Genomic DNA, 24,445 nt, shown 5'->3' with positions numbered 1-24,445 from the left:
CTACTCCCCGGCGCCGCTGGCGGCGACTTTCCAATCGAATGCCTGATTGACCGGCGCCCCCTCGCCGCTCAGGGAGATTTTGACACGTTGCGGGGTGAAATCCTTCGGCAGGATCACGCTGCCGTCCAGTTGCTGGAAATAGCGGAACGAATACGGCTGCCCGGCGGCAGCGGGCTGCTGATGCAGCTCGTTCCAGTTCACCGTCACCAGCTTGCCGGCGCGCACGCCCTCCACCGCAAAGCGCAGCTGGCCCTGACTGATCGCACCACGGTTGAGGTTCTGGGTCAGCACCACGCTGTAGTTCCAGGTGCCGCCGGCCTCGGCGGTGAACTGCACCGAGTGCGCATTGAGCCCCTTGCGCTGCGCGGTGGCGCCCACCAGGCGCTCGTAGAAAGCCACATCGGCGCGCAGCGCGGCGATCTGTTCGTCGCGCTCGGCCAGCGAGGCCTGCACTTCGGTATTGGCCGCGCGACTGATCTTGTCCGACATCGCCAGGTTGACCTGGCGCTGCTGCAACTGCTCGATCTGCCGCCGCTGCTGGGCCTGGCTGCGCTGGGCCTGCTGCAGGGCGGCCTCGGCCTGCACCAGGCGTGGCGCGGCGGTACGCGTGGCCATCCACCACACACCGCCCAACGACGCCAGCCAGAGCAGGGCGATCGCCCCCCATCGCCAGCGTCCGCCGGCATGGCCACTACCCGCCTGACGGTGGACGATCTGGACGCGGGCGGCTGGTCTCATGGGCATCTGGGCCGGACGGGCCGGCGCTGAGGGCGGCGGCGTAGTGTGCCAGAGCGCGGACTGCCGCCACGCTGGCGTTGCGTCGGCCGTTATCCGATAGTTCCGTATTGTCCGCAGGAAGCAACGCCATGAGCGAGGCCCATCTGTTCGTGATCGGCATCCTGCTGGCCTGGCTGGCCGGCATCCGCGTCTACCTGACGGTATTCGGCGTGGGCCTGGCCGGCCTGCTCGGCTGGATCGAGCTGCCCCCGGCCCTGCATCCGGCGCAGTCGTGGTGGGTGCTGGGCACCTCCGGCGCACTGGCGGTGGCCGAATTCGTCGCCGACAAGATCCCTGGTGTGGACTCGGGCTGGGATCTGTTGCAGACCCTGGCACGCGTCCCGGCCGGCGCGTTCCTGGCCGCCGCCACGCTGTCGCCGGATGGCGACCTGAGTACCGGCGCGCTGGCGGCGGGGGCCGGCGTGGCACTGACCAGCCACACCCTCAAGGCCGGTACCCGCGCGCTGCTCAACACCTCGCCGGAGCCGGCCAGCAACTGGATCGCATCGCTGGCCGAAGACACCCTCGCTGCCACCGCCCTGGCCGTGGCCCTGGCGCATCCATGGCTGGCGCTGGGCTTGGCGGTGGGGTCCAGCCTGCTGGTGGCGCTGACGGTATGGTGGGTCTGGCGGTTGCTGTGGCGGGGCATGCGCCGGCTGGCGGCGCCGCTGCGCGCAGCCACCACGCCGACTGCACGCCGCTCCCCGCTATCGTGAAGTTCATCGCATAATCATCGCGACTGTAGGGAGTATCGATGGCCGCCCGAGATCCGGTTCCATTCACCACCCGTGACGACACCGCCACCCGGCAGCGCCCGCTGCGCGCCGAGACCCCGCCGGCCGACCACTGGCGCCGCTGGGCTGGCGACGCCGTGGCCGAAAGCCTTGCACCGGTGAGCGCGGCGATCATTCCCGCACCGGTGCCCGCCGCGGCCGCAGGCCCGGTTCTGCAGGCACCGGCGCAGGCAACGGCCGCCAATGTGCGCGCCGCGCCACCCGCAGCGTCGCCCGCGGCCGCCTCGACGGCCACGCGGCAAGGCGACGACCCTGCCGCCGCCGACGCGCCCTACCGCGTATTGATCGTCGAAGACGACCGCTCGCAGGCGCTGTTCGCACAGAGCGTGCTGCACGGCGCCGGCATGCATGCGCAGGTGGAAATGACCGCTGCCAGCGTGCCGCAGGCGATCCAGGACTACCACCCGGATCTGATCCTGATGGATCTGCACATGCCCGAACTGGACGGCATCCGGCTGACCTCGCTGATCCGTCAGCAACCCGGTCAGCAATTGCTGCCGATCGTGTTCCTGACCGGCGATCCCGACCCGGAGCGCCAGTTCGAAGTGCTCGACAGCGGTGCCGACGACTTTCTCACCAAGCCGATCCGCCCGCGCCACCTCATCGCGGCCGTGTCCAACCGCATCCGCCGCGCGCGCCAGCAGGCGCTGCAACAGACGGGTGACCACGGCAACGCACGCAGCAACCCGGAAACCGGCCTGCCCACGCGCGGCCATGTGATGGAATTGCTCGCCGATGCATTGGCGCGCAAGCAGGCCGGCGGGCTGTTCTTCATCGAGATCGCCAGCGCGCTCGGCCTGCGCGAACGGTATGGCTATGCCGCGTACGAACGTTTGATGACCCAGGCCGGGCATCGCCTGGCCAGCGCCGCCCAGCCCTATCCGCTGGCGCGCCTGAACGACAACAGCTTCCTGCTGCTGGCCGTGGAGATGGACGAGACCAGCCTGGAACAGCGCGCGCTGGAGGTTCGCGAACGGCTCTCCGCCAACGCCTTCCCGGTGCGCGAAGACGAGGCGGTGCACGTGCGCTGCGCCATCGGCGCCGCGCCGCTGAGCCTGGGCTTCGACGACGCCGGCAGCGCACTGGAAGCAGTGGAGCGTACCGCGCTGCAGGCACGCCTGCGCAGCGACGGGGTGCAGACCTATCTGGCGCCCAGCCAGGCCGAGCAGCAGGAGCAGCTGCGCCTGGTCGAAGGCCAGCTGGAACTGGCCTACCAACCCATCGTGGCCGTGGCCGGCGGCGATACCGCGCAATACCAGGTGCTGCTGCGGCTGCGTCAGGCCGATGGCACCCTGCTGTCGGCCGGCCAGGTGATTCCCGCCGCCGAAGCGGCCGGACGCATCGCCGACCTCGATCAGCAGGTCATGGACCACGCACTCGGTTTGCTGCATCTGTACCAGCACGCCAGCCCGCCGCTGCGTCTGTTCGTTTCGCAGTCGCCCCGTACGCTGGCGCGCGAGGCGTTCGCCGACTGGCTGCTCAAGGCACTGGCCGAACGTGGCGTGGCCGGGCAAACGCTGATCGTGGATCTGCGCCTGGACGACGCCCTGATCCACGCGGTCACCGTGCAGCAGTTCTGCGCCAAATTGATGCCAGCCGGCGTGCAGTTCTGTCTCAGCCAGTTCGAGCCCGGCGACGAAGCCAACGCACTACTGGCCCAACTGCCGCTGAGCTTCGTGCGCATGGCCAACCGCTTCGCCGATGCGCATGGCAACGCCGCAGTGCGCGACCAGTTGCGCAGCGTCATCGATATCGCCCACCAGCGCGGCCTGTTGATCATCGGCCAACGCATCGAAGACCCGCAGGCGGCCGCAGCGATGTGGATGAGCGGGGTGGATTTCATTCAGGGCAATCTGGTGCAGACCGTCGGCAAGGAACTGGATTTCGACTTCACCAACGCGGTGCTCTGAGTGACGGCGCCGGCAGGAGGCCGTCGCGCCTGGAACGGCCTGGCCATCGCCACCGCCATCGTCACGGCGGCCGGGGCAGGCCTGCAGTGGGCCGGGCTACCGGGGCCGTGGCGTGCCCTCACCGCCGCTGCGGCTGCCGCCACCGTGGTGTTGGCGATCTGCGCAGCCCTTGCCGCCCACCGTGGCGCGCGCGCGCAGCGTGCGCTGTCCCAACGCGTGGACGAGGCCGAACTCGCCCGCGAGCGCCTGCAGCAGGAACTGCAGCGCCATGGCGAACTCGAACAGCAGTTGCTGCGCGCCAAGCAGGCAGCCGAAGCCGCCGCGCTGGCCAAGGGCGAATTCCTGGCCACCATGAGCCACGAGATCCGCACCCCGCTCAACGGCATCATTCCGATGCTGGAGTTGATCTCGCGCGGCCAGCTCAGCGTGGACCAGCGCGACATGCTGCAGACGGCCACCGGCAGCTCGCTGCAGCTGCTGCGCATCGTCGACGACATCCTCGACTACTCCAAGCTCGAAGCCAACAAGCTCGAACTGGAGATCACCACCTTCAACCTGCGCGAGTTGCTCGACGGGGTGGTGCAGCTGCTTCAACGTACTGCCGAGAGCCGCCAGCTGCGCCTGGGCCTGGATATCGAGCCCTCGGTGCGCCTGCTGGTGCGCGGCGACCCGATCCGCCTGCGTCAGGTGCTGAGCAATCTGATCGGCAATGCGATCAAGTTCACCGAGCGCGGCAGCATCGATATCCAGCTGCGCCGCCTGGGCGAAACCCGCGCCCAGCACCTGCTGCGCTTCCAGGTCCGCGATACCGGCATCGGCATCGCGCCGGACCAGCAGGCCCGCCTGTTCCGCTCCTTCGCTCAGGCCGATGCTTCCACCACACGTCTGTACGGCGGCACCGGCCTGGGGCTGGCGATCTGCAAACGCATCATCGACCTGATGGGCGGGCGCATCGGCGTGGAGTCCGAGCCCGGTCGCGGCGCCACGTTCTGGTTCGAGATCCCGCTGCTCAAGGTGATCGGCGACCTGCAACAGACCAGCGGTGTCGATGCGGCGCGGGTGATGGTGATCAGCTCCGATGCGCGGCTGCAGCAGCGGCTCAAACGCCTGCTCGACGGCTGGGGCGTGTCGCATGTGCTGATGGAGACCACGCAGGAAGCACTCGAGCGGGTGCGCCGCCACAACGACACCGAAGGCTTTCGTTGCGTCATTGCCGACCACGACACGCTGCGCTACAGCGCGCGTGCCGTGCATCGCGCGCTGGCCCGGCCCGAAGATCTGGGCGGCCCCAGGTTGATCTGGCTCTATGGCGACGAACCGGTACCGGCCGACCTGCGGGACCACGCCAGCCTGGTCCCGCGTCATAGCCCGGACGAGCTCCTGCGATCGGTGGTGCTGCCACCGGATCCCAAGCCCGTGCACGCTGCTGCGCCGGCGGTGGCGATGATTCCCGAACCGCTGCCGCCACCGATGGCCGGCGCGCGCGAGGTGCGCATCCTGCTGGTCGAGGACAACCCGGTGAATCTGCTGGTCGCACAGAAGCTGCTGGCGGTGCTTGGCTTCGAGGCCGACACCGCCACCGATGGCGAAGCCGCACTGGGCAGCATGGAATCGACCCGCTACGACATGGTGTTCATGGATTGCCAGATGCCGGTGCTGGACGGCTATGCCGCTACCCGTCGCTGGCGCGCCATGGAAGCCGAAAGCGGCGGTCGTCCGATCCCGATCGTGGCGATGACCGCCAATGCCATGGCCGGCGACCGCGAACGCTGCCTGGCCGCCGGCATGGACGATTACCTTTCCAAGCCAGTCGCCCGCGAACAGCTCGATGCCTGCCTGCAGCGCTGGCTGCCGCGTCAACCGCTGTTGACCGGGCCAACCAGCGGAACCGCAGCGCCCGATCCGGAAAGCACCAGTGCCGCCGCCCAGGCGCGCGCGTTGCCGATCCTGGACAGCAGCGTCATCGACGAACTCTACGAGGTCGCCGGCGCGGACACCGTCACCATCCTGCAGCTGTTCCTGGACGATGCTCCCGGCATCATCGAGCAGCTGGAAGCGGCCGCAGCCAACCGCGACAGCATGCAGTTGCGCGATCTGGCCCATAGCTTCAAATCCTCCAGCGCCAACGTCGGCGCGCAGGCCTTGTCCAACGCGGCGCGCCGTATCGAACTGGCCGCCCGCACCGGCACCATCGAACGCCCTTCGGTGATGGTGGCGTTGGTCATCGCCGAATACGCGCGCGCGCGGCTGGCCCTGCTGGGCCAGGTCGCCCGCCTGCAGGCCGCCGCCGGCATTACGGACAGGTAATCGGGCTGCCGCCAGCAGGACAGCGGCAGCTGCCGCACGCCCACCACCCGCATCGAATGCCCGTCTGCCGCGGCCGTCAAGGCCGTCGGCAGTGGCCACCGGAGTCATCTCCGGCGTCGTACGCGCGCACCACTGCAGATCCGCAGTCCAGCGCGGACGACCACCCCGGCCGATCCGGCGTTCAGTCGTCCAGCTTGGTCAGCAGGTAATTCGGCTCGCCGATGCGCGCCACCAGATCCAGCTGGGTTTCCAGCCAGTCGATGTGCTCTTCTTCCGATTCCAGGATGTCCACCAGCAATTGGCGACTGACGTAGTCGTTGACGGTCTCCGCATAGGCCACTGCTTCGCGCAGCACCGTCACGGCCTCACGCTCCAGCGCCAGATCGCAGCGGAACATTTCGGTCGGGTTTTCGCCGATGCGCAGCTTGCCCAGCGCCTGAAAGTTCGGCAGCCCCTCGAGAAAAAGAATGCGATCGGACAGCTTGTCCGCGTGCTTCATCTCGTCGATGGATTCCTTGTACTCGTGCTCGGCCAGTTCCTTCAGGCCCCAGTTCTTCAGCATCTTGGCATGCAGGAAGTACTGGTTGATCGCGGTGAGTTCGTTGTAGAGCACCTTGTTGAGGTACTCGATGACTTTGGTATCGCCCTTCATGCGATGTCTCCGGGAATGCGCCGGCCGCACTCTATCGCGTCGGCGCGCAGCATGAAGGAACGCGAATCGTGATCAGTTGCGGGACGCGCGCGGCGACATGCCCGCTACGCACAAGCGGGCAGACCAGCGTCACCGCACTTGGGAATCGCACCGTTGGACGCGCTGCGCCGCGAGTGTGCAGCGACGTTGTACGGGCGCTCGACTGGCACGCGGCGCGCGCCAGGACCTGCTCAGTCAGGCCGCGCTTGCCAGCAGCGGCAGCGGTAGCGCACGGCTGGCGTGCGCCTGGTTCAGCAGGTCGGACGCCATGTCCAGACAGGAGCCGCAGTTGGATCCACAGCCGGTGCGCATGGTCAGCTCGGCCAGGCTGGTGCAGCCATTTTCGGCCGCTTCGCGGATCTGGTGGTCGGTGACCCCATTGCAGATGCAGACGTACACGGTATTGGTCGGGTGCTGGCGATCCGGAGGGGATCGGCAGTGATTGCACCGCAAACGAGAATAGGTGTCAATTCCAAACGTTAATCATTATTAATCAGCGCCGGCCGCGGCCCGCCCCGCTTGCGCGGGCGCTTACGTGGACGGTCGTGCCCGGCCGCGCTGCTGCCAGGCAGCCAGGCTTCCAGCGCGCGTTCGGGCATCATTCCGACCGCTGCGTGGCCTGCGATGTTCTGCGCCAGTGGCGCCAGATGCCGCAGCGCGCGCGCATATACGCCGCGCTTGAACATCACCACGTGTTCGACCGGATACCAGAAATCCACCCAGCGCCAGTGGTCGAACTCGGGCGTGTCGGTATGGTCGAGCTTGAGATGGGATTCGTCGCCGGTGAACTGCAGCAGGAACCAGACCTGCTTCTGGCCGATGCAGACCTGCCGTTCGTTCCGCCGCACCGCACGGCTCGGCAGACGATAGCGCAGCCATCCGGGGGTGGCGCCGAGCAATTCCACATGCTCGGGCAACAACCCGGTTTCTTCGCGCAACTCGCGGTACATGGCTTCGACAGGCGTCTCGTCGGTGTTCATGCCACCTTGCGGGAACTGCCAGCCGTCCCTGCGCACACGACGTGCCCAGAACACCTGACCGTCCTGACGCATCAGCACGATGCCGACGTTTGGCCGGAAACCGTCCGGATCGATCACGATGCGGACTCCTGAAAATCTACTGCCAGCGACTCTGCCACGGCCACGCCCGGCTCACAAGCTGAAAACGAAATGCTTGACAACGCCGACGCACATCGTGAGAATTGCCGGCTCCCTAGGCTATGTAGCTCAGCCGGTTAGAGCACAGCACTCATAATGCTGGGGTCGGTGGTTCGAGTCCACCCATAGCCACCACGGTATCCAGGCCCGAACAGGCATGCGATACTCTGGGACAACACAGTTTTATTGCCCCGTCGCCAAGCGGTAAGGCACCTGACTCTGACTCAGGCATTCGGTGGTTCGAATCCATCCGGGGCAGCCAAACACGAAAGGTTCGATCTGACGGTCGGGCCTTTTTTGTTGCCCGATTACTTCTTGCCAGCATTCGTGCAGCAGGCATTCCCGCCCCAAGGCCGAACAGCGATCACCGAAGGCGACACCCCCACCCTGGTCGAAAATGGATACCGGGTCAGACAGGCACCCAACAGTCAGGCACAGAGCCGGCCACGGCGGCATCACCCCATGCCGCCGCGCGCAGGCGCAGCGGCCGGCATACACGAGATGACCAGCCAACGTTTGCGAAAGTCACCAGGCCTGGGCAAGGAAAAATCTACCTCGACACAGCAGGCCATCGACTGCAGGCGCCCACTGCGCAGGCCCCAAAACGACAAAAGCCCGGCATGGCCGGGCTTTTGAAGCAGGCGCCCCGACGAACCGGGGCGCAGCAAACGCGATGGATCAGCGCTTGGAGAACTGGGTCGCGCGACGCGCCTTGTGCAGACCGACCTTCTTACGCTCGACTTCGCGGGCGTCGCGGGTCATGAAGCCAGCCTTGCGCAGCTCGGACTTCAGGGTTTCGTCGTACTCGACCAGCGCACGGGCGATGCCCAGGCGGATCGCACCGGCCTGACCGGTGGTGCCGCCGCCCGAAGCGGTGACCAGGATGTCGAAGCTTTCGGTGTTCTTGGTCAGCTCCAGCGGCTGGCGCACGATCATGCGCGCAGTCTCACGGCCGAAGAACTCGTCCAGCGGACGGTCGTTGACGGTGATCTTGCCAGTGCCCTTGCGCAGGAACACGCGAGCGGTGGAGGACTTGCGGCGGCCAGTGCCGTAGTTTTGCGTGATAGCCATGATTAGATATCCAGAACTTGCGGCTGCTGGGCGGCGTGCGGATGCTCGGCACCCGAATAGACCTTGAGCTTGCGGTACATGGTGCGGCCCAGGGGACCCTTCGGCAGCATGCCCTTGACGGCGATTTCGATCACGCGCTCCGGGTGGCGCTCCAGCGCCTGCTCCAGGCTCTCGGTCTTGAGGTTGCCGATGTAGCCGGTGAAGCGGTGATACTTCTTGTCTTTCAGCTTGTTACCGGTCACGACGATCTTCTCGGCGTTGATCACCACCAGGTAATCGCCGGTATCGACGTGAGGGGTATAAACCGGCTTGTGCTTGCCGCGCAAGCGGCGGGCCAGTTCGGTGGACAGACGGCCGAGCGTCTTGCCGGCGGCGTCGACGAGATACCAGTCGCGCTGGACGGTCTCGGACTTGGCGGTGAACGTAGTCATGAGAAAACTCTTGAGTGGTCGGGCGGATTGCAGCGGCAAGGGCCGCTGGAACTTTGCCACGCGTTGTGAAGGCGAAACAGAAGAGGCGGGATTGTACGCGGCGCCCCGCGCATGCGCAAGTCGGCGCGCGTCTGCGTCGCATGCGGTTGGCAGCGGCGCGGACGCGGGCCAGAATCGCGGCATGATCCAGACCTCTCCATTGCGGCTGCATAGCCCGCTCGACCGGCTGCTCGTCGAAACCCAGCGCGCGCTGGACACGGTATTCGGCAATCCGCCCGCGCAGCGCCCGAATCCCTCCACCGACACCCCCGATGCCTCCCTGACCGCAGACCAGCGCCGGCATGCGGCGGGACTGATGCGCATCAATCACGTCGGCGAGGTCTGCGCGCAGGGCCTGTACTTCGGCCAGGCCGCAGTCGCCCGCGATGCGCATACCCAGCAGCACCTGCTCGAAGCGGCACAGGAGGAGACCGACCACCTGTCCTGGTGTGCGGACCGCCTGCACGAGCTGGACAGCCGCCCCAGCCTGTTCAACCCGCTCTGGTACGCCGGCAGCTACGCGCTAGGCGCACTGGCCGGGCTACGTGGCGACGACTGGAGCCTGGGCTTCGTGGTCGAGACCGAGCGCCAGGTCGAGGCGCACCTGGACGAACATCTGGAAACCCTGCCAGACGTCGATCAGCGCAGCCGCGCGATCCTGCGCGTGATGAAGATCGACGAGGCCCGCCACGCCGACCATGCCGAGCAGGCCGGCGCCCGGATCCTCCCGCAGCCGATCCCCAGCGCCATGGCCCTGGCCTCCAGACTGATGAAGACGGTCGCGTATCGGCTGTAGCCGGTGGGATTCGGGATTCGGGCTGGCGACTGGCAACGCCCAGCAAACCAGGCCCCACCCCTCGCGACATCCCACTGGAGCAGAGCCCCCTTTGTTAAGGGGGCGCGCCGAAGGCGCGGGGATAGGAAGCCACTGCGTTGGGGCCCAAAGTTTGCAAAGCAAACTTTGGGGGGCAGGCCCGCGCAGCGGGGCTGACTAACTCACCAGCTTCAACCCCATCACACCAGCCACGATCAGGCCGATGCAGGCCAGGCGCGACCACGAGACGCTGTCGCCGAACAGCACGATCCCGGCAAGGGCCACGCCTACCGCGCCGATCCCGGTCCAGATCGCATAGCCAGTGCCGACCGGAATGGTCTTCAGTGCCTGGGTGAGAAACCACAGGCTAACCCCGGCCAGACCGATCGTCCCGACCGTGGGCCACAGCCGGGTAAACCCATCGCTGTACTTCAGACCCAGGGCGAAGCCGATTTCGAACAGGCCGGCCAGTACGAGATAGATCCAGGGCATCACGTCACTCCTCTACAAAAAAACGCAAAAAAAAAGCGGCCCAGTGTCTGCACACTGGGCCGCCGTCGGCTGTGGAACGCGAGGTCTTCGCGTGGCGGGCCGTCCCGCCTCGATTCTCGGGCACACCCGCAAGCGGGCGTGCTTTCAGGGCTGCCTGCGCTTACTCGCTCAGGTTACGCCCGTGGAACAGCTCTTCGATCTCGCGCTTGAGCAGCGTCTCGATCTTCATGCGCTCCTTGAACGAGAGGTTCTTGGCGCGCTCTTCGAACAGATATTGGTCCAGATCGAAGTCCTTCAAGTGCATCTTGGTGTGGAAGATGTTTTCCTGGTAGACGTTCACGTCGAACATCTCGTAGCGCGACTTCACGTTCTTGGCCAGGAACTGCTGGATCGAGTTGATCTTGTGATCGATATAGTGCTTCTTGCCCTTCACATCGCGGGTGAAGCCACGGACACGGTAGTCCATGATCACGATGTCCGATTCCAGGCTTTCGATCAGGTAATTCAGCGCCTTCAGCGGCGAGATCACCCCGCAGGTAGCGACGTCGATGTCGGCACGGAAGGTGGCGATGCCTTCCTGCGGGTGCGTCTCCGGATATGTGTGAACCGTGATATGGCTCTTATCCATATGAGCAACCACAGCGTCGGAGATCAACTCCTTGCCGGCCTGCTTCTTGTCGATCACCGGTTCCTCGGAAATCAGGATGGTGACCGACGCGCCCTGCGGATCGTAGTCTTGGCGTGCGATATTTAGGATATTGGCACCGATGATCTCGGCCACATCGGTCAGGATCTGGGTCAGACGATCGGCGTCGTACTGCTCATCGATGTACTCGATGTAGCGTTGACGCTCCTCTTCGGTACGCGCGTAACAGACGTCGTAGATGTTGAAGCTCAACGCCTTGGTGAGGTTGTTGAACCCCTGCAGCCTCAGGCGAGGCAACGGCTTGACCACGTCGGTCTGTCCTTTTGGAAGGCGGGAAAGGAGTCAATTATGAGCCAAAGATCCCAGCAACGAAATGCCGTCATTGAGAATGGTTTACCTTGCATGACTCATGCCGTTAAGCTTCAGGAATCAGACGCGGAACTCCCATGAGCCCAGGAAACACGACGGTTGTGACTACGACGGTACGTAACGCTACCCCCTCGCTGGCGCTGGACGCAGGCACGATCGAGCGTTTCCTGGCGCATAGCCACCGCAGGCGCTATCCGACCCGGACCGATGTGTTCCGGCCCGGAGACCCGGCCGGCACCCTCTACTATGTGATCAGCGGCTCGGTGAGCATCATCGCCGAGGAAGATGACGACCGTGAGTTGGTGCTGGGCTATTTCGGCAGCGGTGAGTTCGTTGGCGAAATGGGGTTGTTCATCGAATCGGACACCCGCGAAGTGATCCTGCGGACCCGCACCCAGTGCGAGCTGGCCGAGATCAGCTACGAGCGACTGCAGCAGCTGTTCCAGACCAGCTTGTCGCCGGATGCGCCGCGGATCCTGTACGCGCTGGGCGTTCAGCTTTCAAAACGCCTGCTCGACACCACCAGGAAAGCCAGCCGCCTGGCCTTCCTGGACGTGACCGACCGCATCGTGCGCACCCTGCACGACCTGTCCAAGGAGCCTGAAGCGATGAGCCACCCGCAGGGCACCCAGCTGCGCGTCTCGCGGCAGGAGCTGGCCCGGCTGGTGGGATGCTCGCGCGAAATGGCCGGCCGTGTGCTGAAGAAGTTGCAGGCCGATGGTCTGTTGCACGCACGCGGCAAGACGGTCGTGCTCTACGGCACGCGCTAACGGCCTGGACTCGAAGGCCGATGCGGCTTGCGCATCGGCCGTTTACGCAATCGCGGCTGCGCCTGGGAATGTCCCACCCGCCTCTGCGCGCGTCGTCCAGGAGGGGCCGGCGTCGTGGGCGACAGTTGCCTGCCTTCGGCGAAACGATCGCCTGCCGCCGGACCCACGAGGTCGTCCTGCCTCGGCTTGCTGGCCCGGATGGCCTGGCGTGCGAAGCCACGGCGGACGCTGCGAGCGACGTCTCGTTCGCTGCATTGAGGTTGCGCCAACTGCCGCGCCCCGTCGCCGCAGGCGCTTGCGCCCGCACTGTCGCTTGCCCGGGCGCTGCTGCGCAATCGTGCGCTGGTAGCGGCTGGGACTAGAGCGCCTTGCCGCCGCGGTCGCGGCATCCCCAGTTGAGGATCGGCGTGCCCGCGGGCAGCACCTGGCGGAACAGGTTTTCCCGGTTGGCCTTGGGATTGACCACCACCGGGGCACGCGCCGCCTTCAGCAAGGGCAGGTCGGCGGTGCTGTCCGAGTACGCCACGGCGATGTCGGCATAGCCGCGTTCGCGCAACATGCGCATCTTCTCTTCGTTATGGCAGTGGCGTCGCGCGGTGACCGCGCCCAGGCGCGGGCCGACCAGACTGCCGATCACCGGTACGTCCTGATGCGCCACGAAGCCGAGAATGGCGCGCGCCAGCTCCGGGGGGGCGCCGGTGGCGACCACAACGCGGTCGCCTGCTGCTCGGTGGTCGGTGAAGACCTTCAACGCATGCGGCAGCAGGCGCTGGCGGATCTGCGCCTCGTGCTTGAGGACGTAGGCGTCGATGAAGCGGTTGAACTCGCGCGCGCGGTGCAGGCCGAAGGTCGCGATCCAGACATAGCCGGACACGCCGCGGCGGCGCGTGGGCAGCATCGCCACCATCGGCCCGAGGATCGGTGAGGCCAGCACCGCGACCAGCAGACGCAAAGGGTTGCGCCGGATCAGCCAGGCGAACAGATGGCTGCCGGAGTCGCCGTCGTACAGGGTGTGGTCGAAATCGAAGACCACCAACGGGGCGTCTTCGCGCGGCGCGGGATACGACTCAGTCATGCGCGAAGAATAGCTGACGCAACGACTCGCCGGGTTCGGGCGCGCGCATGAAGGTCTCGCCGACCAGAAACGCGTTCACACCGTTGCGGCGCATCAATTGCACATCGTCGGGGGTGACGATGCCGCTTTCGGTGACCAGGATGCGGTCGCGTGGCACCGCCGCGCGCATGTCCAGCGTGGTCTGCAGCGAGACTTCGAAGGTACGCAGGTTGCGGTTGTTGATGCCGATCAACGGCACCGGCACCTGCACCGCGCGCTCGAGCTCGTCGATATCGTGCACTTCCACCAGCACATCCAGCTCCAGTTGCATGGCCAGCCCGGACAGCTCAGCCAGCTGCGCGTCTTCCAGTGCCGAGACAATCAGCAGGATGCAATCGGCGCCGAGCGCGCGCGCCTCGTAGACCTGATAGGGATCCACGGTGAAATCCTTGCGCAGAACCGGCAGCGTGCAGGCATCGCGCGCCTGCCGCAGATAGGCATCGGCGCCCTGGAAGAAGTCCACATCGGTCAGCACCGACAGGCAGCTGGCGCCGCCGAACTCGTAGCTGACCGCGATATCGGCGGGATGAAAATCCGGCCGGATCACGCCCTTGGACGGGCTGGCCTTCTTCACTTCGGCGATCACCGCCGCATCGCCGGCCGCGATGCTGGCCTGCATGGCGGCGGCAAAGCCGCGCGTGGTTGGCAGGTCGGCACACCGCGCGACCAGTTCGGCCAGCGGCACGCGCGCATTGCGCTCGGCGACTTCTTCGGCCTTGCGGGCAAGGATGGTGTTGAGGATGTCGCTCATCGTATCGGGTCCTGGCGGGCTGGCATTATCGGTCAAGTCGGCCACACCGCGCTGGGACGACGCGCCAACGCGCGCAGCGCACCGGCGGGAGACAAGAATGCCGCCGCCTCGATTGCCGGGACATTGCGGCGGTATGCGATCACGCCTGCGCGGCGACCTGGCGGGTGAAGGCGACATAGGCATCCAGCCTGGCGCGGGCCGAGCCGTCTGCCAGTGCCGCCCGCGCACGCAGGACACCGTCGGCGATGCTGTCAGCCACACCGGCCACGTACAGCGCCGCACCCGCGTTGAGCGCGACGATGTCCAGCGCCGGGCCGGGGACGTTGTCCAGTACCTGCAGCAGCATCGTGCGCGACTGCGCGGCGTCGGCCACCTTGAGATTGCGGCTGGCCGACATGGCGATGCCGAAATCCTCCGGATGCACTTCGTACTCGCACACCTGGCCATCGCGCAGCTCGCCGACCAGGGTGCCGGCACCGAGCGAGAGTTCGTCCATGCCATCGCGCCCCCACACCACCAGCGCGCGCTCGGCGCCCAGCTCCTGCAGCACGCGTGCCTGGATGCCGACCAGATCCGGATGGAACACGCCCATCAGGATGTTCGGCGAGCCGGCCGGGTTGGTCAGCGGGCCGAGGATGTTGAAGATGGTGCGTACGCCCATTTCGCGGCGCACCGGCGCCACCACCTTCATGGCCGGGTGATGCACTGGCGCATACATGAAGCCGATACCGGTCTGCGCAAGCGACGCGGCGACCTGCTCGGGTTGCAGGTCGATCACCGCGCCCAGCGCCTCCAGCGCATCGGCGCTGCCGGACTTGGACGAGACGCTGCGATTGCCGTGCTTGGCCACCTTGGCGCCGGCGGCCGCCGCGACGAACATCGCGCAGGTGGAGATGTTGAAGGTGTGCGAGCCATCGCCGCCGGTGCCGACGATATCGACCATGTGCCGGCGATCGCTCACCTCCACGCGGCGCGAGAACTCGCGCATCACGGTGGCCGCGCCAGCGATTTCGCCGACGGTCTCCTTCTTGACCCGCAGCCCGGTGAGGATGGCGGCGACCATCGTGTCCGAGACCTCGCCACGCATGATCTGCCGCATCAGCGCGACCATTTCGTCGTGGAAGATCTCGCGATGTTCGATGGTGCGTTGCAGGGCTTCTTGCGGCGTGATGGGCATGGATGAAACCGGAGGAGTGCGGGAGAGGGAATGACGTGCGCCGATGGCCGCACGTTCGGCATTGGGTGACGACGCTGGCGCTCAGCCCGGGCGTTGCATGCGGAAGCGCGCCTGTTCCTGTACTTCGAAGTAGTCGGCGGGGCCGCCCGCGCGCAGGATGGTCTGCACACGCGCAGGATCGTAGATGCCGTCCTTTAGCGCGGCGTGGGCCAGGTGCACGGCCACAACCTCGCCCAGCACCAGCCAGGTATCGACCTGCTGCCCATCGGCGCGCTGCAGGCGTAGCAACTGGCTCAGCCTGCACTCGAAACTGACCGGGCTGGCGGCCACTCGCGGCGCATCGATCAACCGCGACGGCGCCGCCTGCACACCGGCCAGCACGAACTCGTCCACCTCCGCAGGCACGATCGCCGCGCTGGCATTCATCGCCTCGGCCAACGGGCGCGTCGCCAGATTCCAGGTGAACTGCCCGGTGGCCTCGATGTTGCGCACGCTGTCCTTCCAGCCGGTGCTGGCGAAACCGACGATCGGCGGCACATAGTTGAAGGCGTTGAAGAAACTGTAAGGCGCCAGGTTGGCGATGCCGTCGGCATCGCGCGTGCCGATCCAGCCGATCGGACGCGGCCCGACGATGGCATTGAACGGATCGTGCGGCAGGCCGTGTCCGTGGGCGGTTTCGTAGAAGTGGAAGCCCTTGGGGGATTCGGTGGCCGGCAGCGGGCTGGCTTGGGGAGAGAGCGGCATTGCGGTCACCTGGCCTGGTCGATTCGGAGCTCGGCGTCGTCGAGGATTTGCTGCCCCATCGGCAGGCCGTCGGTCCTATCGGCGGCGTCCATCCGCATGCGCGCGCCCGCGCTGCCGACGTGGGAAACCAGCGGTTTCGCGGCCCGTGTGAGCGCCTGCGCAGCGCAGGCGGTCGACGGCGGCTGCGCCGTGGCCTGTGCGGCCAACAGCAGCCCCATCGCTGCGATGCATGCCGGCAGCAGGCGACGCATCAGCGCTCCAGGAAGTTCTTCAGCAGGGCGTGGCCGTGCTGGGTGAGGATGGACTCGGGATGGAACTGCACGCCTTCCACCGGGAACTGACGGTGGCGCAGACCCATGATCTCTTCGATGGAGCCATCCGGGTTTTCGGTCCAGGCGGTGACTTCCAGCGTGGCCGGCAGCGTGGTCTTGTCCACCACCAGCGAGTGATAGCGGGTGGCCTGGTAACTGTCCGGCAGGCCGGCGAACACCCCCTTGCCCTCATGGCGGATCGGCGAGGTCTTGCCGTGCATGATATTGCCGGCGCGGATCACGTCGCCGCCATACACCTGCCCGATGCTCTGGTGGCCCAGACACACCCCCAGGATCGGCGTGGTCTGGCCCAAGCGCTCGATCAGCTGCAGCGAGACACCCGCCTCGTTGGGCGTGCACGGGCCCGGCGAGATCACGATGCGCTCGGGCCTGAGCGCGGTGATCTCATCGACGCTCATCGCATCGTTGCGCACCACCATGACCTCCGCGCCCAGCGCCTGCAGGTACTGCACGAGGTTGTAGGTGAAGCTGTCGTAGTTATCGAGCATGAGCAACATATCAGGCCTATCTATTTGTTTTAAAAAGGGACAAAGCCCGAAACAACTCACCGATACCCGCTCTGATACCCGCTAATTCATTTGGTACCCGAGCTGCTGGGGAGCGAGCAACACCGGATCATATCTTCGCACGGGCTCGCTCGAGCTTTTGGACCCTTGCGCGGTTGCAAGCCTACGAGACTGCCGTACAAGCCGGTTGACGCACTGAACGTGAAGTATGGGCTGTGCGCGTCGAAAGCTATCTTTCAGCCTCGGGGGCCTGATAGTCGTCTGCGCAGCGCCGTCCTGCGTTGCGAAGGCATACGGGCAAGCAGAAGGGCCCTTTTTGCTAGTTCAGTCTTCCAACAAGCCAAGGCCGTGTGGGATAACAGATCAAGCCATCAATGAGATGGCTGATATGACAAAAGCCCCCGAGCTGCGCCCGAGCTGCGTCCGGGCCGAAGCCTTGAACCACCGCGTGAAGAGCATGGAAGCAGAGGCATGACTACGTCCACGAAGTCTTCGTCCAAGAACTCTGGACTGCCCACTCGGCATGGCCAGCGCTGGAGCCCTGAGGAACTTGGAGAACTACTCGACGGCATCAAGCGCGGCCTGGATCTGGACCAGCTTGCCTGTAACCACCAGCGGTCACGTTCAGGCATCAGTGCGGCGGCAGCCCGCCTTCTTCCTGAGCAGATGCGGCCGGCAACGCGAACGCACTCGATTGCCGTCCTAGCCCAGTACCTACTGCAACAGCAGAAGAGTCCACAGACCTCGGCGACCGACAAAGTTCCTACCGACTCCGTATTCCAGAGAGAACCAAGTCTGATTCAGCAGGGGGCTTCAGCAAGTGAGCCTCCGGCCTCAAGTACGAGTGGTTTCACGGCCACGATTGAGGTGTCGAGTTCGAAGGTCCAGGACGCACCAACTGCAGACGAAGCACTGTTAGTTGACCACACTGACGTACCCATGTTGGTCGCCGTCGCGATTGAGAGCCTGAGCAACAAGCGCGACCGTGAAGTTCTGGAAATGCGCTTGGGTGTCGATAGCCAACGAATGACGCTTGCCCGGATCGGCAAGGAATGGGGAGTTACGAGAGAGAGAGTGCGTCAGATCCAGGAACGCGCACTGAAGAGACTGGCCGCTCGGGCACGTCGCGAAGGAACCGCGGGCGCCTCCCTTCGACGACTAATTAACGAGAGTTCCGCTGACTCAAGCGCTTCGGCGCCCTGGTTGATTGAGGCGGCTCGTAGCGGCTTCAACACCGCTCTGCCGCTGGCTTTGAAGTTCATGCTCAGGGCTGCAGGATTCCCAAAATCGGAGGTAGAGAACGCCATCCAGCTACAGTGCGGATTCGAAAGATCGCGCCGAACTGAAACGCGCGTGACGGCGTCTCGCTTCAAGGCAGCGGACAAGGTAGCCAACAAGGTGAGTCAATGGTTGAGTCAATGCGACTGGCCAGACCACATCAGGCCGCCACCACCCATTGAAGACTTGTGGGCGCTAAGGGAGGTTGGGGACACCGATATCGCCGGCAGCTACCACTCGGACAAGCTTGGACGATCTGTCCAGTACGAGTCGGGCCTTGAGCTGGACGTCATGTCACTCCTTGAAAAGAGCGAACAGGTGGCTTACTACCAGGAGCAGCCGGCAGCCATTCGTTATGCTTTCGGAAAGAAACATTACGACTACTATCCCGACCTTCTGTTCGCCACTACTGACGGGCGCTGTGCGCTCGTTGAGGTGAAGCCGACTAGCCAAATGGCACTGAGCATCAATCGGGCTAAGGCGAGTGCAGCTCGGGCATGGGCACACGCTCGCGGCTGGGGGTGGTTGGTGATGAACGAACGGCATACATTTCAGCAGGTGGCCCAGCTTGGGCTACCTGCTGAAAAAAGGTTATCGCTCGATCGAGAGTTGCAGGAACGCGGATCAATCACGTGGAAGGACACTCCGAGCCTGCGAACGCGTTACGGCCTCAGCACTTTGGAGCTCACGGCCTACATCATTCAGTCAGATGCTGAACTCGACCGGTCATATCGGATCACGCACCGAAGCGACAGAGCTTTGAACCGCCCCGACTTTCTTGAAGGCCGCGTGGTTTGAGTCAGGCCGCCTCGGCCTGACCGGTTTGTTGCCGATAGTAAGCCGCTTCGGCTTCCGCTGGCGGGATGTGACCGATCGGCCCCAGCAGTCGCTTGCGGTTGTACCAGTGCACCCAGTCCAGAGTGGCCAGTTCCACCTGCTCGCGATTGCGCCACGATCTGCGGTGGATTACCTCGGCCTTGTATAGCCCGTTGATCGTCTCGGCCAGCGCATTGTCGTAGCTGTCGCGCACGCTGCCCACCGACGGCTCGCCCCCGGCCTCGGCCAGCCGTTCGCTGTAGCGGATGCTCACTTGCTGCGATCCCCTGTCGGAGTGGTGGATCAGCTCCCCGTCCCTCTGTCGGGCATGCAGGGGCTGCTCCAAGGCATCGAGCACAAAGTCCGTCGTCATCGATGTAGAGGCCTTCCAACCCACGATCCGCCGCGCGTACACATCGATCACAAACGCCACGTACACCATGCCCTGCCAGGTCGAGACGTAGGTGAAGTCGCTTACCCACAGTGCATTCAGTCGCTCTGCCTGGAACTGCCGATTCACCCGATCCAGCGGGCAAGGCTGCGCCTTGTCGCTGTGCGTGGTCTTCACCACGTTGCCGCGGATGACGCCTCGCAGGCCCAGCCGGCGCATCAACCGTTCCACCGTGCATCGCGCCACCTGCCAGCCTTCACGCAGCAACTGCTTCCAGAGCTTGCGCCACCGTAGACCTGGCTGTTCTCGTCCCACACCCCGGCGAACCTGCGCCTCCAGTACTCGATCTCGCCACCAGCGGTCCGCACGCGCCTCCGGATCCGCCTCCCGGGCCGCGTGGCTGTAGTACGTCGACGGAGCGATCTCCAGCACCCGGCAGATCAGCTCGACTCCGTGGGCATCGCGATGCTCTGCAACGAACCCGGTCGCGGCTTGAAGCGGCGATCGAGCTCCGCCTGGCCGAAATACGCCGACGCCTTGCGCAGGATCTCGTTGGCCTGCTGCAGCTCGCGCACCTCCCGCTCCAGCGCCTTCATCCGCATCCGCTCGTCCGTCGTCAAGCCCGGACGCAGCCCCTGGTCACGCTCGGCACGACGTACCCAGTTGCGCAGCGTCTGGGCTGTGCACCCGATCTTCCCGGCAATCGACTCGATCGCCGCCCACTGCGAACTGTGCGTATCCTGGTGCTCCAGCACCATCCGCACCGCGCGCTCCCGGACTTCCGGGGAATATTTCATTGGCTTGGTCATCACTCCACCCTCTCAAGAGTTGGAGCCTCCAGGAATCCCGGGGCGGTTCAGAGCGTGGGCAGAATGGTCAGGGCGTCGCCCTGCAGGAGCTGGCTCTTATGGTGAGAGCCTTCCTGGATTCGCCAACGGCGATCGGAGGTGAGGCTCTCGGCCCTCAGGTGATTGAAGCCTCGACCATCCCACAATGCATTGGACATGAAGTCGATCGACCATCCGGCTTTGGGGCGTGCTTCGCATGCCAAAGGTTGTGGATCCAGTGTAGGCACTTGCGCGGTGTTCTCGGCCAAGTCGCGATAGCGCACATTGACATAGCGAAGCTGCTATTTAAACACCTCAAATGAGCGCTCCACTCTCGCACGCAGGCTGCTTGAACCTGTCTCAACTTGCTTCCCAAGCACACCCGCGCATGTTGCCGATGGCATGAATCGTTGATCGCTTGGCAGCGATAATGAGGCGTGCGTATTCGTGGCGCTACAGTTCCTTGCTGTCTCTTGGCTTCGGTGTATGCATCTTCAACAGACTCAAGCATGACAATAGAGGCATACACCTCTTTGAGTTCCGATGCTGCTGTTCTCTAGGTGCCCCTCTCTCTCGATGGACCTATCATAGATAGGTGACTTCCTCGGCTGGTTCTAGTGTTCGAAAATGCAGGGGGAAGCCACTTCCCACCCCTCCTAAAAGTCCGAAACCTCCCAGACTAAAAATAGAGCAATGAGCATAGCAACCGATCGCACTACACCATTCAATGACAGGCGCCTCCGGCATCTTAAACTCCCGATAGTTGCACTGAGCTTGGGCGAGCAAAGCCGCAGTCAAGGCCGCTATGACAGCAGCGCGACGTTGCCGACTACCACGGCCCTCCTTGAACGTACCTTGTTGCAGATCAAAACGATCTACGAAGAACGTGCTGCTGCAGGAGAGTCCTTCGAAGAGCGCTGGCTATCCGCCACAGAGAATCTCCAGGAATACGGCAACGCCACCAGCTACAGGCATTGGAAGGAGGAGCGCGCGCGACCAGAGGACGAATTGAAACTCTTTCTCCTCCCCTTCATCAAGACCCGTAAGGATTCAGCGGCCAGTAGAAAGGAGGGACACGAAAAGTGGCTGCGACAGGCGACGCGTGAAGTCACGGACATCGCCATCGGATACTGGGTTGAATCAAAGAATGCCGCTGATGCCGGCGACGAGACACGGATGCTGCACGCACTGATCGAGTGCCACTACTACATCGGCATCATCAATTCACCGATGACGCACTCCGAAGCAATGAGCGCCCAAGGCAGCAAGCGCGGCTTGCAACAAAGGCAAGCTCTTGAGCAAGCCGCGATTGAGGTACTCACGTCGTGGATAGAAAGCAGACCGAGAGATGCGTCGCCTAACAAGCGCTTCCACAAGGACGCAATGATGGAGCAGGTATCGGAGGAGCTATTGTCTTCCGAACGGTACGCCGCCGTGGTGGCGGACTACGACAAAACCATCAAAGGCCCCCCTGCAGAAGAGGGCGAGCCAGGGCACCGGCTCGCAGGTCCGCTGCTCCGTTGGGCGACCAAGGAAGCCGCCAAATACCCAGAGCTCAGTAAGGTGGCCGAAAAGGCCTCCCGCCTCCTTTCGGACCCATTACTACAAAAACGATAGCCCGTCAAACTCCAGCCTGTTTTTACCATGACAGGATTCAAAAGCAGCTCCAAAGTGCGACCCCTCAGACGGCAATGACGCCGTCTGAGGGACGGGCTCTCAGCCCACAACCACTTGGAGTCAGCATGAACAACATCGCCAACGCACACCGTCACGCCCGTACCCGCATGGCAGAGCCTGCAGCGCGCAGCGCTTCGGCCTCGAGCCTTGATCAGGTCGACCGCGAGTTCCAGGCCATCGTCCTGAAGCATCTCGAACGCATCCTTGCTTCCTTCCGCAGCAATGGTCAATCGAACCAGGCAGACCAGGTTCCTTCACCTCGCGCGGTACGCCTGCCTGAAGTCCTGAAGTTGCTAGGGATCTCGCGCAGCACGCTGTACAACCGCCTCGACGAGGCTTCTCCCCAGTACGACCCTGACATGCCCCGCCCTTTCAAGCTGGGCAAGGGCGACCGCGCACCCACGGCTTGGCTGCACCAGGACATCGTCGTTTACATCGAATCCTGCGTCGCTGCGCGCAGCTCGCACTAAGGAGGCCGACCAATGAACGAGATCAACATCAAGTCAGCTGCCACGAGCGTGCAGAGCCAGGCCGAGCGCATCGCGATGTCCTTGCGTACCCTGAAGCCCAATCCGAAGCAGCAGAAGGAGGAGCTGTTCGCCCTGCTCTACCCGGTGATCACAGAGCTGATGGACCAGGGCATTACGCAGAAGGCCATCCTCGCCATGCTGTCCAAGAAGGGGTTGAAGCTCCACCCGGCTCGTTTCAAGGAACTGCTGGAGCAGCACGCCAAAGAAACGGTCACCTCGGACGTGGAGGACGCAACATGATCCGGCGCAACCCCGACAACTTCCCGACCAATGCGCTGTATCCGCTGATCCGCGACGCCGTGCTGGAGACGCAGGACAACCTGCAGGCACCGCTCGCGCTGATCGCCAGTTCCTTCGGCACGGTCATGTCTGCAGCTTGCCAAGGCCTGGTTGTGGTGGAGACACCTACCGGTCAGGAGCGGCCCGCGTCGCTGTTCTACGCAACCATCGCCGACTCCGGTGAGCGCAAGACTGCCTGCGACAATCTCGTAGGTGATCCTTTGCTCGAGTACGACATTCGCCTCGCATCCACCTCCGAGGGCGATGTCCATACGTACCAGGCAGAGATGACCTGTTGGAAGGCAAAGCACAAGATCCTTCAGCGCAAACTTCAGAAGGCAATCGAGGCAGACTCCGATGAGGAGGTCAACTCGATCCGCACTAAGTTGATCGCACTCAACGCCGAGAAGCCGCAGAAAATTGAACACGCCCAGCTGATCCACCAGAGCATCACCGAACGCCCACTGATGGAGGCATTGCGTGGCGAGGGCAAGTCCGTCGTAATCATGAGCTCCGAGGGTGAAATCATCTTGAAGGGAGGTGTCACCAACAAATTCGGCGTGATCAACGAGGCGTGGGACTGCCCGAAAATCCTAAGCTTCCAGCGCGCCGACGTGAACTATGTTGCACGGCATCCCAACATGACGCTCAGCTTCATGGTGCAGGAGGAGGTGTTCAAGGACTTCATGGACAAGCGTGGCCGGCTCGCGCGCGGCTCCGGCTTCTTGGCTCGGTTCCTGGTCGCTTGGCCGTCTTCAACCATGGGCTTTCGCTACATGACCCTGGATGAGCCAGTGTGGGAGAAGCTGAAGCTCTTCCACGCCCGGGTTCGCGAGCTGCTCGAACTGCGTTTCCAAGCTTGTTCGACGCCGGTGCGGCTGACCTTTACCCAAGAGGCAAAGGAGCTCTGGGTAGACCACCAGAATCGTGTTGAGGCAGCCATGCATAAGGACGGGCAGCTCTTCGGTATCCGCGACTTTGCCGCAAAGGCACTGGACAACGCGAGCCGCCTGGCAGCGATCCTGCATTTCTTTTCGGGCCAGCCGGGGCTGCAGATCAGTCACGAGACGCTTAAGCGTGCGCTGACCATAGTTAACTGGCACATCAACGAGGCACTTCAGATGTTCAGCGGAGACGATATCCCCGAGGATGAGGACGATGCTCACAAGCTGACCGATTTCATGCATCGCAAGTACTACTCACGTGGACGGTCAACGGTTCGCCGCAACATCCTCCGGAAGGAAGGCCCGATCCGCCATCAGGGGCGCTTCGAGGCAGCGCTTGACTACCTCCAAGACACCGGCGTGATACGCGTTCGTTATCACAATGAAGAGAGCGGCAGCGGACCGCTCTGGGTTGAGATGCTGCGGAGCTTCTTTAACAACCCTTCCTTGTAGAGGGGCAGCCCCTCCTCCAAGAGCCGCCCACTGGGCGGCTTTTTTGTTCATCTAAGGCGCTGCACACCATGCACAGTGCCCCAAAAGTAGCGGTGTGCATCGTGTGCACGGCCTAGGGCGAGAAACTTATGCCGGGGCCGACGTCCCCCCGTCCTGAGTAGCAGTCGGGTTTAGAGTCCGGGGTTGATGATATCGCTGTTGGCAAGTTGTTGTGCATAGGCGGCTGGTGTCATACCGCCGATTGCTTTCTTGGGCCGATCTTCGTTGTACTCGCGTCGCCACCGTTCGATTTCGGTGCGCGCATGCAGCAGCGTTGGGAACCAGTGTTCATTGAGGCACTCGTCGCGTAAGCGGCCAT

The 24,445-nt window shown here is 64.2% G+C and carries 27 protein-coding genes, 2 tRNA genes and 1 other annotated feature; of the genes, 12 read left to right on the top strand and 17 right to left on the bottom strand.

Features of this window, described 5'->3' with window-relative positions; genetic code table 11:
• On the bottom strand, window positions 1-738 hold the full coding sequence (locus LL962_RS14780) for a DUF6776 family protein (RefSeq protein WP_228317452.1): 738 nt from the start codon (window positions 736-738) through the stop codon (window positions 1-3).
• 128 nt (window positions 739-866) lie between these two features.
• Here LL962_RS14780 and LL962_RS14775 point away from each other — a divergent pair, with 128 nt between their 5' ends.
• The 3 genes from LL962_RS14775 to LL962_RS14765 are packed head-to-tail and all read left to right on the top strand — an operon-like array spanning window position 867 to window position 5,788.
• The gene (locus LL962_RS14775) at window positions 867-1,493 is read left to right on the top strand and encodes a DUF4126 domain-containing protein (RefSeq protein WP_228317451.1); all 627 of its coding nucleotides are present in this window, start codon (window positions 867-869) and stop codon (window positions 1,491-1,493) included.
• 38 nt (window positions 1,494-1,531) lie between these two features.
• A complete protein-coding gene (locus tag LL962_RS14770; protein ID WP_228317450.1) occupies window positions 1,532-3,481 on the top strand; it encodes an EAL domain-containing protein in 1,950 nt (649 codons plus the stop codon).
• A gap of 39 nt (window positions 3,482-3,520) precedes the next feature.
• Complete coding sequence (locus tag LL962_RS14765) at window positions 3,521-5,788, top strand: ATP-binding protein (RefSeq protein ID WP_228317488.1); 2,268 nt, start codon at window positions 3,521-3,523, stop codon at window positions 5,786-5,788.
• A 181-nt stretch (window positions 5,789-5,969) separates the two neighbouring features.
• Here LL962_RS14765 and bfr read toward each other — a convergent pair whose 3' ends face one another.
• The 3 genes from bfr to LL962_RS14750 form a co-directional block, all read right to left on the bottom strand.
• Complete coding sequence (gene bfr / locus LL962_RS14760) at window positions 5,970-6,440, bottom strand: bacterioferritin (RefSeq protein WP_104586086.1); 471 nt, start codon at window positions 6,438-6,440, stop codon at window positions 5,970-5,972.
• 234 nt (window positions 6,441-6,674) lie between these two features.
• A complete protein-coding gene (locus LL962_RS14755; RefSeq protein ID WP_104586088.1) occupies window positions 6,675-6,878 on the bottom strand; it encodes a (2Fe-2S)-binding protein in 204 nt (67 codons plus the stop codon).
• An 80-nt stretch (window positions 6,879-6,958) separates the two neighbouring features.
• Window positions 6,959-7,576: an RNA pyrophosphohydrolase gene (locus LL962_RS14750; RefSeq protein ID WP_104586090.1), complete on the bottom strand. Its 618-nt coding sequence runs from the start codon at window positions 7,574-7,576 to the stop codon at window positions 6,959-6,961.
• A gap of 118 nt (window positions 7,577-7,694) precedes the next feature.
• Between LL962_RS14750 and LL962_RS14745 the strand changes: the two genes are divergently transcribed.
• Both LL962_RS14745 and LL962_RS14740 read left to right on the top strand, forming a co-directional pair.
• Window positions 7,695-7,771 (top strand) — tRNA-Met (locus tag LL962_RS14745).
• A 52-nt stretch (window positions 7,772-7,823) separates the two neighbouring features.
• Window positions 7,824-7,898: transfer RNA gene (locus LL962_RS14740), tRNA-Gln, on the top strand.
• A gap of 416 nt (window positions 7,899-8,314) precedes the next feature.
• Here the strand turns inward: LL962_RS14740 and rpsI are convergent.
• Together rpsI and rplM are read right to left on the bottom strand one after the other, a co-directional pair.
• A complete protein-coding gene (gene rpsI, locus LL962_RS14735) occupies window positions 8,315-8,707 on the bottom strand; it encodes a 30S ribosomal protein S9 (RefSeq protein WP_005990700.1) in 393 nt (130 codons plus the stop codon).
• A gap of 2 nt (window positions 8,708-8,709) precedes the next feature.
• A complete protein-coding gene (gene rplM / locus LL962_RS14730) occupies window positions 8,710-9,138 on the bottom strand; it encodes a 50S ribosomal protein L13 (protein ID WP_016902424.1) in 429 nt (142 codons plus the stop codon).
• A 181-nt stretch (window positions 9,139-9,319) separates the two neighbouring features.
• Between rplM and coq7 the strand changes: the two genes are divergently transcribed.
• A complete protein-coding gene (coq7, locus tag LL962_RS14725) occupies window positions 9,320-9,973 on the top strand; it encodes a 2-polyprenyl-3-methyl-6-methoxy-1,4-benzoquinone monooxygenase (protein ID WP_228317449.1) in 654 nt (217 codons plus the stop codon).
• A gap of 195 nt (window positions 9,974-10,168) precedes the next feature.
• Here coq7 and LL962_RS14720 read toward each other — a convergent pair whose 3' ends face one another.
• Complete coding sequence (locus LL962_RS14720) at window positions 10,169-10,483, bottom strand: DMT family transporter (protein WP_104586094.1); 315 nt, start codon at window positions 10,481-10,483, stop codon at window positions 10,169-10,171.
• 160 nt (window positions 10,484-10,643) lie between these two features.
• Window positions 10,644-11,438: an adenosylmethionine decarboxylase gene (gene speD, locus LL962_RS14715; RefSeq protein ID WP_007967854.1), complete on the bottom strand. Its 795-nt coding sequence runs from the start codon at window positions 11,436-11,438 to the stop codon at window positions 10,644-10,646.
• Window positions 11,439-11,575: 137 nt separating this feature from the next.
• Here speD and crp point away from each other — a divergent pair, with 137 nt between their 5' ends.
• Window positions 11,576-12,268, top strand: a complete 693-nt coding sequence (gene crp / locus LL962_RS14710; RefSeq protein ID WP_029218612.1) for a cAMP-activated global transcriptional regulator CRP — start codon at window positions 11,576-11,578, stop codon at window positions 12,266-12,268.
• 358 nt (window positions 12,269-12,626) lie between these two features.
• Here crp and LL962_RS14705 read toward each other — a convergent pair whose 3' ends face one another.
• The 6 genes from LL962_RS14705 to LL962_RS14680 form a co-directional block, all read right to left on the bottom strand.
• Window positions 12,627-13,343: a haloacid dehalogenase-like hydrolase gene (locus LL962_RS14705; protein ID WP_104586096.1), complete on the bottom strand. Its 717-nt coding sequence runs from the start codon at window positions 13,341-13,343 to the stop codon at window positions 12,627-12,629.
• Window positions 13,336-14,133 carry an indole-3-glycerol phosphate synthase TrpC gene (trpC, locus tag LL962_RS14700; protein WP_228317448.1) on the bottom strand — a complete coding sequence of 266 codons (798 nt, stop codon included), beginning with the start codon at window positions 14,131-14,133 and terminating at the stop codon, window positions 13,336-13,338. Before trpC ends, LL962_RS14705 begins: the two co-directional genes overlap by 8 nt.
• Window positions 14,134-14,272: 139 nt before the next feature.
• Window positions 14,273-15,310: an anthranilate phosphoribosyltransferase gene (gene trpD / locus LL962_RS14695; RefSeq protein WP_104586100.1), complete on the bottom strand. Its 1,038-nt coding sequence runs from the start codon at window positions 15,308-15,310 to the stop codon at window positions 14,273-14,275.
• An 81-nt stretch (window positions 15,311-15,391) separates the two neighbouring features.
• The gene (locus tag LL962_RS14690; protein ID WP_228317447.1) at window positions 15,392-16,054 is read right to left on the bottom strand and encodes a flavin reductase family protein; all 663 of its coding nucleotides are present in this window, start codon (window positions 16,052-16,054) and stop codon (window positions 15,392-15,394) included.
• A gap of 5 nt (window positions 16,055-16,059) precedes the next feature.
• Window positions 16,060-16,305, bottom strand: a complete 246-nt coding sequence (locus LL962_RS14685; RefSeq protein WP_228317446.1) for a hypothetical protein — start codon at window positions 16,303-16,305, stop codon at window positions 16,060-16,062.
• Window positions 16,305-16,883, bottom strand: a complete 579-nt coding sequence (locus LL962_RS14680) for an anthranilate synthase component II (protein ID WP_228317445.1) — start codon at window positions 16,881-16,883, stop codon at window positions 16,305-16,307. Before LL962_RS14680 ends, LL962_RS14685 begins: the two co-directional genes overlap by 1 nt.
• A gap of 480 nt (window positions 16,884-17,363) precedes the next feature.
• Between LL962_RS14680 and LL962_RS14675 the strand changes: the two genes are divergently transcribed.
• Window positions 17,364-18,968, top strand: a complete 1,605-nt coding sequence (locus tag LL962_RS14675) for a TnsA endonuclease N-terminal domain-containing protein (protein ID WP_228317444.1) — start codon at window positions 17,364-17,366, stop codon at window positions 18,966-18,968.
• Window position 18,969: 1 nt separating this feature from the next.
• On the opposite strand, the gene LL962_RS14670 is transcribed toward LL962_RS14675, so the two are convergent.
• Together LL962_RS14670 and LL962_RS21050 are read right to left on the bottom strand one after the other, a co-directional pair.
• Window positions 18,970-19,809, bottom strand: coding sequence for an IS3 family transposase (locus tag LL962_RS14670; protein WP_441004875.1), 840 nt, complete (start codon window positions 19,807-19,809; stop codon window positions 18,970-18,972).
• Window positions 19,792-19,908 (bottom strand) — a sequence feature (AL1L pseudoknot). (Overlaps the previous gene by 18 nt.)
• Entirely contained in the window at window positions 19,818-20,186 is a 369-nt protein-coding gene (locus tag LL962_RS21050; RefSeq protein ID WP_441004874.1) for a transposase, read from the bottom strand. It overlaps the preceding feature by 91 nt.
• Before the next feature lie 792 nt (window positions 20,187-20,978).
• On the opposite strand from LL962_RS21050, the gene LL962_RS14665 reads away from it, so the two are divergent.
• From LL962_RS14665 to LL962_RS14650, 4 genes are all read left to right on the top strand, one after another.
• Window positions 20,979-21,821, top strand: coding sequence for a hypothetical protein (locus tag LL962_RS14665; protein ID WP_228317442.1), 843 nt, complete (start codon window positions 20,979-20,981; stop codon window positions 21,819-21,821).
• Between the two features lie 125 nt (window positions 21,822-21,946).
• A complete protein-coding gene (locus tag LL962_RS14660; RefSeq protein WP_228317441.1) occupies window positions 21,947-22,351 on the top strand; it encodes a helix-turn-helix transcriptional regulator in 405 nt (134 codons plus the stop codon).
• Between the two features lie 12 nt (window positions 22,352-22,363).
• A complete protein-coding gene (locus LL962_RS14655) occupies window positions 22,364-22,651 on the top strand; it encodes a hypothetical protein (RefSeq protein WP_228317440.1) in 288 nt (95 codons plus the stop codon).
• On the top strand, window positions 22,648-24,087 hold the full coding sequence (locus LL962_RS14650) for a YfjI family protein (RefSeq protein WP_228317439.1): 1,440 nt from the start codon (window positions 22,648-22,650) through the stop codon (window positions 24,085-24,087). The genes LL962_RS14655 and LL962_RS14650 overlap by 4 nt, the downstream gene beginning before the upstream one ends.
• Window positions 24,088-24,257: 170 nt before the next feature.
• Here the strand turns inward: LL962_RS14650 and LL962_RS14645 are convergent.
• On the bottom strand, window positions 24,258-24,445 hold a 188-nt coding region (locus tag LL962_RS14645), incomplete at its 5' end, for an integrase core domain-containing protein (RefSeq protein ID WP_228317438.1).

The sequence above is a fragment of the Xanthomonas sp. NCPPB 1067 genome, from assembly GCF_020783795.1.
Lineage (GTDB): Bacteria > Pseudomonadota > Gammaproteobacteria > Xanthomonadales > Xanthomonadaceae > Xanthomonas > Xanthomonas melonis.
Note: the sequence above shows the minus strand (reverse complement) of the source record. Positions and strands in the feature narration are given on the sequence as shown.